The organism is Streptomyces smyrnaeus (genome assembly GCF_017676345.1).
Classification (GTDB): Bacteria; Actinomycetota; Actinomycetes; order Streptomycetales; family Streptomycetaceae; genus Streptomyces; species Streptomyces smyrnaeus.
The window spans coordinates 144,460-155,366 of record NZ_JAFFZM010000004.1; the positions used below are offsets into that span (position 1 = coordinate 144,460).

The 10,907-nt window shown below is 71.4% G+C and carries 12 protein-coding genes; 5 read left to right on the top strand and 7 right to left on the bottom strand.

Annotation, left to right across the window (positions count from 1 at the left end):
* Positions 1 to 52: 52 nt before the first annotated feature.
* The 3 genes from JW613_RS08690 to JW613_RS08700 all read right to left on the bottom strand — a co-directional run bounded on the left by JW613_RS08690 (position 53) and on the right by JW613_RS08700 (position 3,022).
* Positions 53 to 526, bottom strand: a complete 474-nt coding sequence (locus JW613_RS08690; RefSeq protein ID WP_209210117.1) for a carboxymuconolactone decarboxylase family protein — start codon at positions 524 to 526, stop codon at positions 53 to 55.
* Between the two features lie 205 nt (positions 527 to 731).
* Complete coding sequence (locus tag JW613_RS08695; RefSeq protein ID WP_209210118.1) at positions 732 to 2,087, bottom strand: hypothetical protein; 1,356 nt, start codon at positions 2,085 to 2,087, stop codon at positions 732 to 734.
* A gap of 179 nt (positions 2,088 to 2,266) precedes the next feature.
* Entirely contained in the window at positions 2,267 to 3,022 is a 756-nt protein-coding gene (locus JW613_RS08700) for an SDR family NAD(P)-dependent oxidoreductase (RefSeq protein ID WP_209210119.1), read from the bottom strand.
* 186 nt (positions 3,023 to 3,208) lie between these two features.
* On the opposite strand from JW613_RS08700, the gene sigJ reads away from it, so the two are divergent.
* A complete protein-coding gene (sigJ, locus tag JW613_RS08705; RefSeq protein WP_209210120.1) occupies positions 3,209 to 4,153 on the top strand; it encodes an RNA polymerase sigma factor SigJ in 945 nt (314 codons plus the stop codon).
* Positions 4,154 to 4,246: 93 nt separating this feature from the next.
* Entirely contained in the window at positions 4,247 to 5,449 is a 1,203-nt protein-coding gene (locus tag JW613_RS08710; RefSeq protein WP_209210121.1) for an NAD(P)/FAD-dependent oxidoreductase, read from the top strand.
* Positions 5,450 to 5,520: 71 nt separating this feature from the next.
* Here the strand turns inward: JW613_RS08710 and JW613_RS08715 are convergent, their stop codons facing one another.
* Together JW613_RS08715 and JW613_RS08720 are read right to left on the bottom strand one after the other, a co-directional pair.
* Positions 5,521 to 6,879 carry a hypothetical protein gene (locus JW613_RS08715; protein WP_209210122.1) on the bottom strand — a complete coding sequence of 453 codons (1,359 nt, stop codon included), beginning with the start codon at positions 6,877 to 6,879 and terminating at the stop codon, positions 5,521 to 5,523.
* Between the two features lie 25 nt (positions 6,880 to 6,904).
* The gene (locus JW613_RS08720; protein WP_209210123.1) at positions 6,905 to 7,351 is read right to left on the bottom strand and encodes a hypothetical protein; all 447 of its coding nucleotides are present in this window, start codon (positions 7,349 to 7,351) and stop codon (positions 6,905 to 6,907) included.
* 138 nt (positions 7,352 to 7,489) lie between these two features.
* On the opposite strand from JW613_RS08720, the gene JW613_RS08725 reads away from it, so the two are divergent.
* The 3 genes from JW613_RS08725 (at position 7,490) to JW613_RS08735 (ending at position 8,841) form a co-directional block, all read left to right on the top strand.
* Complete coding sequence (locus JW613_RS08725) at positions 7,490 to 8,077, top strand: GNAT family N-acetyltransferase (protein ID WP_209210124.1); 588 nt, start codon at positions 7,490 to 7,492, stop codon at positions 8,075 to 8,077.
* 87 nt (positions 8,078 to 8,164) lie between these two features.
* On the top strand, positions 8,165 to 8,458 hold the full coding sequence (locus tag JW613_RS08730) for an ArsR/SmtB family transcription factor (RefSeq protein WP_209210125.1): 294 nt from the start codon (positions 8,165 to 8,167) through the stop codon (positions 8,456 to 8,458).
* Positions 8,455 to 8,841, top strand: a complete 387-nt coding sequence (locus JW613_RS08735; protein WP_209210126.1) for a VOC family protein — start codon at positions 8,455 to 8,457, stop codon at positions 8,839 to 8,841. The genes JW613_RS08730 and JW613_RS08735 overlap by 4 nt, the downstream gene beginning before the upstream one ends.
* 136 nt (positions 8,842 to 8,977) lie before the next feature.
* Here the strand turns inward: JW613_RS08735 and JW613_RS08740 are convergent, their stop codons facing one another.
* Complete coding sequence (locus JW613_RS08740; RefSeq protein WP_209210127.1) at positions 8,978 to 9,721, bottom strand: FG-GAP repeat domain-containing protein; 744 nt, start codon at positions 9,719 to 9,721, stop codon at positions 8,978 to 8,980.
* A 179-nt stretch (positions 9,722 to 9,900) separates the two neighbouring features.
* Entirely contained in the window at positions 9,901 to 10,638 is a 738-nt protein-coding gene (locus tag JW613_RS08745; RefSeq protein ID WP_209210128.1) for a DUF4232 domain-containing protein, read from the bottom strand.
* Positions 10,639 to 10,907 lie beyond the last annotated feature (269 nt).

The window sequence follows — 10,907 nt, forward strand, 5'->3', positions numbered from 1 at the left end:
GTGGCCCGGGGCACGCTGCCGGTGCCCCGGGCCGGTTGCCGGCCGGTGCGGTTCAGTGGAACTGCCCGACCTCGTAGTCGCCGGCCGGCTGCTGGGCGATGATGTTGAGCCGGTTCGCCGCGTTCATGAAGCAGATCATGACGACCAGGGCGGTGAGCTGTTGCTCGTCGTAGTGCTCGGCTGCCCGTGCCCACGCCTCGTCGCTGACCCCGCCGGCCGCGTCCGCGACCCGGGTCCCCTCCTCCGCCAGCTCCAGCGCGGCACGCTCGGCGCCGGTGAAGACCGTGGCCTCCCGCCACGCCGAGACCAGGTGCAGTCGCACCGCGCTCTCTCCTGCGGCGGCGGCCTCCTTGGTGTGCATGTCGATGCAGACGGCGCAGCCGTTGATCTGACTGATGCGCAGCGCGATCAACTCCTGCGTCGCGGCCGGCACCGACGATTCCTTGAGTATCTTGCCCGCCGACATGAAGTGCTTGAGGGCCTTGCCGGCGGTCGGGTCGGCGAAGTAGTCGAGTCGCGCGTCCATGGTGTTTCCCTTCGTGGTGGTGGTTGCTCCCTTCTCTGAGACGGGGCAGCTCGGCCCCCTGTGACATGAGCGGATGTGACCCGCGTCTCCCGTCGGTGTCGGCCGGTCACGCGAGGAAGACGCGGCCTCCGGGTCCGCCGCGTCCGGGCCGGTCACGGTCGGTCCGATCCGGGCCTGAGCGCGCTCGTGTGCGTACGTCGCGCGGTCAGTCGGCGTGCCGGTAGGCGACGAGTCTGTCCTCCCTCTCGACCAGGAAAAGCCCCATGCCCGCGAGGTCGGCTTCCGGGACGGCGGTACCTTCGGCGAGTGGCTCGGCCTTCCCGGACGTGATGTCGATCAGCACCGGCTTTCGTTCGGTGATCAGCCCCTGCCCGGCGGCCTTCGTGTAGCCGAAGGCCTGGCCTTTGTCGGTCACCTGATCGAACATCACTTCCTTGGACTTGTCGGTGTCCGGGAAGCAGTGTCCGTCGCCCTTCTCGACGTCGAAGACGGCCGTGCCGTAGCTGACGAAGCGGCCGTTGGCGGACAGCCGCGGCGTGGTCTTCTTTGCGGCCTGCCAGCCGTACCTCCCGCACCGTGCGGATGCCCGCACCTTGCCGTCGGCGGCGTTCACGACGGCCCACACCGTCTCTTCCTTGTCTCCCTTCCGTTCCCACTGCGCGATCAGCAGCTTGTCCGAGACAGGCTGCGTCCGTGCTCCCTCGGGGACGGCACCGGAGGGAGCGATGTCGGCGCTCGCCCATTTACCGGGCACCCAGAAGCCGTCGTAATCATTGATGTACGTGCGGGCGACGGGACCCGCCGTGGTGATCGCCTCCACGGTGCCGCCCGGGGAGCAATCGGCGCAGCCGCGCGGCGGCTTCAGCTTTTCCGGGTCGTAGGTGGTCTTCTTCCCGGTGGCGGGGTCGATGGCCACCACCTCGTCCTTCAGCTCGACCATGAGCGCGCCCGTGCCGTGCCATACCCGCCGCGGGTTCTTGATCTCGACGTGGTGAGCGGGCGGCACCGAGTCACCCGACGCGTCGGCGTCGAAGAGGTCCACGGCGAGGACCTGTTCGCCGCGCCGTACGACGTCCTCACCGGTCCGCCCCGAGGACCAGGCCGCCAGATAGTCCTTGCCGCCGGTGGTCAGTACCGCGGAGTCCATCTCCGAGTCGTCCGCCGGAGCGACGGAGGACAGGGACCGGGAGATCCAGCGGACCTTACCGGTTGCGGCGTCGACCACCGTGAACCGGCCCTGGGGCGCGTCCTGTCCGGAGAACTCGGCCACGGCGTCCGTCCGGGGCAGGACCAGCGGATCGCCGTGCCAGCGCCGCTCCCAGCCGGCACCGGTGTCGTAGACGGGAGCGGCCTTGAGCTGGGTGGCGGGTCGCCTGGGTGGGGCGCTCTCCTTCTGTTTCCCGTCCGGTGCCGAGTCTGCGGCGCTGCTCCGGGAATCGCTGCCGCTCTTGCGCTTGGTCTCCTCACCGTCCGCGTCGTCACCGCCGCCGCATCCGCTGAGCAGACCGGCGACGGCCACGCACAGTGCCAACTCCCTGACCCGGCTGCCGAACCGCGTCACGTCTGTCCCCCTTCGTTCCGGCGGCTGCCGCACCGCCGGTTCGGTGTTGGTCCCCCGTCGGAGGGAATCGCGCTCACCGTACCCTCCGAGTGCCGCTGCCAGGAGTCGGCGCAGCTGGTGCGGGCGGTCTGTTGCCGATCTCGTCGGATCCGACGCCGGCCGAATGGGCGAGGCAGAAGCTAGCCGAGGGTGTGGCCGCCGTTGACCTTGACGCGTTCACCGGTGACGAAGGCTGCTTCCGGCGAGGCGAGGAAGGCCACGGCGGCGGCGACATCCTCCGGACGGCCCATCCGCCCCAGCGGTACGTCGGAGGTGTAGGCGGCGAGTGATTCACGGCTGGCTCCGGCGTGCCGCTCGACCGGTATCCAGCCCGGCGCGACGGTGTTCACCGTGATCCCGTACGGGCCCAGTGCGCGGGCCCAGCACTCGGTCAGGCTGTGCTGGGCGGCCTTGGCGGCGGTGTACGCCGACATCGCGGGCAGGACGCGTTCGAGCACGTCGGAACCGATCTGGACGATGCGGCCTCCACCGCGCTCCCGCATGGTCGGCAGGACCGCCTGCATCAGCAGGGTGGGGCTCTTGACGAAGAAGGTGAGTTGGGCGAGGTGGTCGTCCCAGGTCACCTGGGCCGGGTCCAGTTCGGGCTGCGGGCCGGTCGCGTTGACGACGAGCGTGGTGACGGGACCGAGGCGGGCGGTGACGTCGGCGACCAGATCCGTGACGGCGGCCTCGTCCGTCACATCGGCGGCGAACGCGTGGGCGGTCCCACCCGATGCCCGTATGTCCGCGACCACTCTGCGGGCTGCTTCGGTCCCGGACCGGTGACCGACGGCGACGGGGTGGCCGTCGGCCGCCAGACGTCGAGCGATGACGGCTCCCAGGCCGCGGGAGGCTCCGGTGACCAAGGCGGTGCCTGTGGCAGTTGTGGGTGTCATGCCGTCAACCTACGCAGAGCCGCAACGCGGGACCATCGTGCGTCGCCCTCGGCCAGGACCGCTCCGGCTCCATCTGCTCCGGGCGGGCCGGTTCCCGGTCCGAAGGGCCGCGCCCGCACGGCCCGGCAGGCCTCGGGGGCCGCAGCGGAGCGGTCGTCGCCGGTCGCGGGCGCTAGGATCGGGGCCATGCCCGTGACCATGGACGACGTGGAGCGGTTCGAGGTCTTCAGGCCCCGGCTGGAGGCCATCGCCTACCGGCTCCTCGGCTCCGCAGGTGAGGCCGAGGACGCCGTGCAGGAGACCTTTCTGCGCTGGCACGCGGCCGACGTCGACCGGATCGAGGTCCCCGAGGCGTGGCTGACGAAGGTGCTCACCAACGTGTGCCGCAACCAGCTCACCTCCGCCCGCGCGCGACGCGAGACCTACGTCGGCCAATGGCTCCCCGAGCCCCTGCTCCCCGGGGACCCGATGCTCGGCCCGGCCGACACCGCCGAGCAGCGTGAATCGGTCTCGTACGCGGTCCTCACCCTCCTGGAGCGCCTCTCCCCCCAGGAGCGCGTGGTGTATGTGCTGCGGGAGGCATTCGAGTATCCGCACCGGGAGATCGCTGAGATCCTCGACATCAGCGAGGCATCCAGTCAGCAGCTCTTCCACCGTGCCAAGAGGCGGGTCGCGGACGGCAAGGCCCGTACCGAGATCGACGAGGCCGCCGCCCGACGGGTCGTCGAGGGGTTTCTCGCGGCCGCCACCAGCGGCCGGACCGAACCGCTCGTGCAACTGCTCACCGACAACGCCTTCGCGATCGGCGACGGCGGTGGCAAGGTCCCGGCCCGTGCCAAGGCGTTCGAAGGTGCCCTCGCTGTCGCGAAGTTCATGCGGGGCCTGTTCAAACCCGGCGAGGCCAAGCGCGCGCTGATCGGCGGCTCACCCGACGTCTACGCCACGACCGCCAACGGCGACCCTGCCATCGTGGCGGTGGTCGACGGCCGGGTCGTCGGTGTCATGTGTCTGGAGGTGAACGCCGAGGGTATCGCCGCGTTCCGCAACCAGATCAACCCCGACAAGCTCGTGCGGGCGACCGAGCGGTGGGCGGCAGCCGATCGCGGAGAACCCCTGCTCAAGGCCTTCTGACCACGATGTGACGTGGTTCACATCGCGTTCCTGTCAGAAAACGTGGGGCTGCCCGGTTCAAGGGGCGAGTCCACGCCAGACAGGAGCAGACACATGCAGCACCGCATCATCGTCCTCGGAGCCGGGTACACCGGAGCCTCCGCAGCCGGGCGCCTCGCCAAGCGGCTGCACCGTGAGGACGTCACCATCACCCTCGTCAATGCCGAGCCCGACTTCGTCGAGCGCGTCCGGATGCACCAGTTGGCAGTCGGCCAGGACCTTGAACCGCGGCCGCTCGGCGACATGTTCGCCGGTACGGGCGTCGAACTGAAGCTCGCGAAGGTCACCGGCGTCGACGCCGACAGCAAGAGCGTCACCGTCCTCGGCGCCGACGGTCCCGAGGAACTGGAGTACGACACGCTTGTCTACGCCCTCGGCAGCGGCTGGAACCACCAGGAGGTCCCCGGCACCGCCGAGTACGCCCACGAGATCGCCAGTCGTCCCGGAGCGCTCCGGCTGCGTGCCCGACTGGCCCGACTGGAGGCCGGACAGCCCGTGGCCGTCGTCGGTGGCGGCCTCACCGGTCTGGAGGCCGCGACCGAGATCGCCGAGGCCCGCCCGGACCTCGATGTCGCCCTGGTCGCGCGCGACGGCCTCGGCGACTGGCTCTCACCCCGAGGCCGTCGGCACCTGCGGAAGGTCTTCGACAAGCTCGGCATCACCGTGCACGAGTGGGCCGCCGTCACCGGCGTCCGAGCCGACTGCGTCACCACCGAGGGCGGCAACACCATCCCGGCCTCGGTCACGGTCTGGACCACCGGCTTCGCTGTCCACCCGATCGCCGAGGCCTCCGCCTTGGAAGTCACCGGCACCGGCCAGATCGTGGTCGACAACACCATGCGCTCGGTCTCGCACCCCGACGTGTACGCCGTCGGCGACGCGGCCATGGTGATGGGCCCCGGCGACAAGCCGCTGCGCATGTCCTGCGCCACGGGCACCCCCACCGCGTGGCAGGCCGCCGACGCCATCGCGGCGCGGCTGACCGACGGGAAGCTCCCCAACGTGCCGCTCCGCTACTTCAACCAGTGCATCTCGCTGGGCCGCAGGGAGGGCCTGATCCAGTACGTCACCGCGGACGACCGCGCCCTGCGGGCCGCACTGACCGGCCGGATCGCCGCCGTCTACAAGGAACTGGTCTGCAAGAGCGCGGCCTGGGGCGTCGCCAACCCGACGCTCGCGATGCCGACCCGGCGCCGCCGCGTCCCGCGCGAGCGGGCCCAGGCCGACTCGCCCGCCCACGCGCAGTCCCGGGTGTGACCCGGCGACCGGATCGAGCCACGCGACCCCCGCCGCCGCCCGGTCGCCCCGGTACCTGCCGAGGGCAGGGCCTACCGCAGGATCCAGTGCAGGAAGCGCACGGCGGACGGCCCGAGGGCGGGGGCCGCGTGGTCGATCTCGGCGGTGAGACGGGAGCGTTCGGGAGCGGGAAGCGCGGCTGCGAGGATCGCCGAGTCGGGCGGCGCCCAGCGGGTCACCAGGGCGCGGGCCCGGACGCGTATCTCGCGATCCGGGTCCTCCACCAGCGCGAGCCCGGCCCGGAGCGGAGCCAGGCCGCGGTGGACCGCGAGCAGCCGAAGAGCGGCCAGCCGGATGTGCCGGGGCCGGTCCGGCTCCAGCCGGGCCCGCAACGCGTCCTGCGACAGCACTTCCGCGTCGGACAGGAGTGCGCCGCAGACGCGGCGTACGACGGCGGGCGACGGGTCGTCCAGCAACGGCGCCACGCGCTGGGGGGACGCGGCTCCCAGCGCGCGTAGCGCGCCGACCGCCGCCGCGCGCACACCGGGCCGCGCATCGGCCAGGCAGGGCAGTACCAGCTCGGCGTCGGCCGGTCCGCCGCACTCGCCGAGACCCGCGACAACCGATGGTCGCGTGCGGCCAGGAGCCTCGGCGGCGGCCCGTCGGTAGTACGCAAGGGGGTCTCCGCCTCCCTGCCGTACGACCCACTGCGCGCAGGCCCGTACGCTCGGCGACCGGTCGATCAGCCAGTCGGCCCCTCGCAGCGGCTGCCCGAGTCGCCGCAGCGCGGTGACGGCGACGGCACGGACGCGCGCGCTGCGCGCACCCAGCAGCATCTCGAGTACTTCGGGCGGTACGGGGGACGGGCAGGCGGCGAGCGCCGCCTCCGCGCAGCGTTCCTGGACGACGACATCCGGGTCACGTGCAGCGCCACGCGCGAACTGCTCAGCCGTGAGCCGGCCGTTGCGCACCGCCCGTCCGTAAGCCCAGCGCCGCACCTCGCGCAGCGGGTGTGCGCAGGCGCGTTCCCACAGCTCCGGGCCGCCTTCGGCCAGTCGCGACTCCAGCAGGGAGAGCGCGGCACCGCCGCGCTTGCGGGCGGCGGCGTGGAGCACAACAGCTGCTGTGCCCACCAGCGCCTCAGGTGCGGCCTGTTCGAGGACCAGCCGTGCCGCCTCCCGTACGGGCCCGGCCCAATCGGCGCAGCGCAACACCACCAGTGGCAGCAGGTCATCGGGCGCCCCGGCGTGCAGCGCCGCTTCGCGCACGCGCCCGTCGCCGTGGCAGAGCGCCACCGCGGGGTCCGAGGGCTGTTCGGGGACGCGACGCGGGCCCGGTGTCCACTGTGGACCTGGTGTCCAGTACCGCTCGCGGCGGACGGCCAGGTCGTACTCCACCCACGCGTGCGCGGGGGCGTAGGGCGCGGGCAGGCGGGGGAGCGGGCTGAGCATTCCCGCAGTGTAAGGACGAGCCGGGCTACCGAGGGGGCAGCACGAGATGGGTGGGGTCCTCCTCGGGCCGGATGAGTGTCGCTCCCCGGGCGTACTGGTGGCTGAACTCCACCGGCTCTTCGAAGCTGACCGCCATCAGCGCATCGGCACCTGGCATCGGCACGGCCGACCCGATGGCGTAGGGATGGCGCGTGACATCGTCCAGCCGCTCGGCCGGCTCTGCGGAGAAGAACGCCGTGCGGCCCGCCGCCTGGCTGAGGGTGCCCTGCACCAGCCACTGCGCCCGAAGTTCCAGAACTCCTGGTTCCGGACACCCCCACGTGAAGCGCGTGACGCACAGCGCGTCGGCGCCGTTGAACCACGCACTCCACCCCCGTCCGTCATCGAGGAATCCGAGTTCCGAAGCCTCCATGGCGCCGTAGGAGAACGGGACGCTGCTCCAGTGGCCCATCAGTCGGTCGTCCAGGTCCATGTGCGCAACTCCTAGCACACCGCAGCACACGGCCGGCTCTGCGCCCGCTCGGGGCTCGTGGACGCCGCGAGCCGGACGGGTGGCGACCGCAGTGGAAACCCGGTGGCGTTCCCGCTCGGGGCCGGTCAGGATCGCTGCATGGGCGTGTTCCTGGAGACCGACCGGCTCGTGTTGCGGCCGTTGACCGCCGACGATGCCGACGACCTGCTTGCGCTGCACAACGATCCTGAGGTCATGCGCTTCATCAACGGCGGTCGGCCCACGAGCCGCGCTGCCCTCCTGGAGCGGACCCTGCCACGGCTTCTGCACGTCCACCCGTGCTTCGGAACTCGCGGATACTGGGCCGCGCAGGGCAAGGACGCCGGGGAGTTCCTGGGCTGGTTCGAGTTCCGGCCGCTGGAGGAGGACAGCCCGGCCGTGGTCGAACTCGGCTACCGGCTCGGCAGGTCCGCCTGGGGCCGCGGCCATGCCACCGAGGGGTCACGTGCGCTCATCGACAAGGGTTTCACCCAGCTCGCGGTGGAGCGGGTGACCGCGAACACCATGGCGGTCAACCAGGCGTCGCGGCGTGTGATGGACAAGTGCGGACTGTCCTTCGTCCGGAACTTCACCGGAGACTGGCCGGAGGCGATTCCCGGCTCCGAGCACGGCGAGGTCGAGTACGCACTCACGCGGGACGCATGGGAGCAGCGCCGACAGATGCGGCGCCACTATGACGTCCCATGAGGCAGCCGGCAGCGCAGTGCGGCCCCTCGGCCAGGGATGCCCGGCTCCCACTTGATAGGCAAGTGACCACTTGCCTATGGTGGGGTTGTGGCGGAGGATGTCTTCAAGGCCCTGGCCGACCCCACCCGCCGGCGCATCCTGGATGAGCTGGTGGAGCGGGACGGCCAGACCCTGTTCGAGATTTGCGCACGGCTGGTGACCAGGCACGGTCTGGGGTTGTCCCGTCAGGCGGTCAGCCAGCACCTGGCGGTGCTGGAGTCGGCAGATCTGGTCCGTTCGCGGCGCCAGGGTCGTTACAAGTACCACGACCTGAACAGCGAACCCCTTGAGCACATCGTGACCCGGTGGCTCAGGCCCCGAGCTCCGGAGAGCAACCCATGAGAATCCATCTGACCAGCGTCTTCGTCGACGACCAGGACAAGGCCCTGCGCTTCTACACGGAGGTGCTGGGGTTCGTGAAGAAGACCGAGGTGCCGCTGGGCGTGGACCGGTGGCTGACCGTGGTCTCCCCCGAGGACCCCGACGGGACCGAACTGCTGCTGGAGCCCGACGGCCATCCCGCGGTGAGGCCGTACAAGGCGGCGCTGGCCGAGGACGGCATTCCGGCCGCCTCCTTCGCCGTGGACGACGTGCCTGCCGAGTTCGACCGGCTGCGCGAACTGGGGGTGCACTTCACCCAGGAGCCGCTGGAGGCCGGTCCGGTCACCACTGCGGTGCTGGACGACACCTGCGGCAATCTGATCCAGATCCTGCACAGCAAGTAAGTCCCCGCCGCAGCGGTCTTGTACCCGGACTCCACCTCGCTCGGGGGAGACGGTGTACGCGGCGGCACGCGGACGGCGCCGCTGTGGCCACAGCGGCGCCGTCGCTCTGCTGAGAACCGGTGGCCCCCGGCGGTGGTCAGGAGCAGGGCTTGTAGAACTGCTTCCAGCCGTCGCCGGGCATGGCCGGCGGCTCGGCCCACGTGCCGAATTCGCCGTACTTCTTCTTCGCCTCGTAGTCGTAGTCGCCCAGGCCGCCGCCCGGCCGGGACAGGCGCACGTCCCGGTCCATCTGGCCGTCACCGGAGTTGTTGAGGACGGCGAGGTCGGGATATTGGTCGTCGTTGTAGCGGGCGACGCTCAGCTGCTGGACCTCGCCGTGCTCGCCGATGTCGGAGTGCCGGGCATCGGAGGACCGCAGGTTCGTCCGGTCGAGGGGACCGGGGCGGTACTCGGCGAGGCGAGCGGTGGAGGGGTCGTCTCCGCCGGACGGCTCCACGATGTTGACGACCATGTCGAGGGTGCCGTCGTTGTCGAAGTCGGCGACCGCGGCGGCCGCGATCTCACCCTTTTCCGCACCGAGGAGGTTCCTGACGGGGATCTTCTCGCCGAACGAGCCGTTCGTGCCACCCCACTGGACCGTCATCCCGGTCCCGGTGTGCTCCGGGTCGGTGATCTTGTCCGGGCGGGCGTCGCCGTCGAGGTCGCCGACCAGCGTGGTCGCGTCGGCCAGACAGGGGGCTGCCGCTCCGGCGGCGCGGCCGGACGGGTCCGCGCCCTGGGCCGACGGCTCGGCCGCCCCGGCCTGGTAGCCGGCGTACGTCAGGGTCAGGGCTGCCGCCGCGAGCGGTGCGGCGATCCACCGTGTGCGTGTACGAGACATCTAGGGACTCCTCGTCTGTCATTGCGGTTGGTCGGGATGTGTGCCGGTGCTGCTCCACGCGCGCACGCTTGGATCACCGGAAAGGAGATGGCGTCGGCCCCGCCCGGTTGAGCTCCGGGCTCAGGGCGACGCCCCGCGGAACGGCCTGCCGGCCGTTTCCGCGCGGAGACGGTGCCGCCTTACTGCATCGCCGACTCGGGGGTGGTGTTCCAGTAGGAGACGGTGGAGTTGTCGCTGATCGCGAGACCCGCTCCGGGAGCGGTGAGGGTGGCGGTGGCGCCGGTGCCGTGCATGCTGCGGTTGGCCAGCTGCACGGTGAGGTGCTTCTCGCGGTGCATGTTGCCGCCGTCGCCCTTCTCCAGGCCGAGTGAGGCGTAGGCCGACTCGCCCGGCTCCAGGGAGACCACGGCCTGAGGCTTGCCGCCGCCGACCGCGATCGGGGCCTGGGCGTCCGGGCAGCCCACGAACGGGTAGCCGTACAGGTCGCAGCGGGTGCTGCCGTTGTTGGTGGCCTTGAGCAGGATGACCGGCGCGCTGCCGCCGGTCTCCTTGAGCCCGACGGAGACCTTGCCGACGGTGCACGTCGAGCTCTTGGCACCCTGGCCCGCTGCGCCGGTCTGTGCGCCCGCGTCACCATTGCCCCTGTCGTCCTGGTTGCCGCTCTGCGCGCCGCCGCCCGCTGTCCCCGAGCCGGTCGAGCCTGAGCCGGTCGAGCCGGAGTTCTCCGCGTCGGAGTCGGCCGGGCGGAAGTCGTGTGCTGCGGAGTCCTTCGACGTGCCGGCGGAGGACGAGGAGCCGGCGTCGTCATCCTTGCCGCCGCCGTCCTGGCAGGCGGTCAGCGAGAACGCGGCGGCGGCAGCGGCGGCGACGAGGCCGACGGTACGGACGGTACGGCGAGCGCGGCGAGTGGTCTTCATGAGGTCCCCCCATTGGTGTCGGACACGGCGCGGGCCCCTCTCCCCTGGGGCGCCCGGCCGCGGTCACTGGTCGGTCGTCCACTGAGATGGCGGTCGGCCGGGGATTGTTCACGGGGCTTAATGTGATCCACGTCACGGCTCCAGCGGGTGCGCCCGGGGAGCGTCGGCGTCCCGGGAGGCGCACCTTGTGGGGCCGGTGGGCGAGCGCCCGGGGAAGGGCGCGGCAGTTGTCTGTCCCACGCCCTGCGCGGGGCAGTCCCGACGGCCGG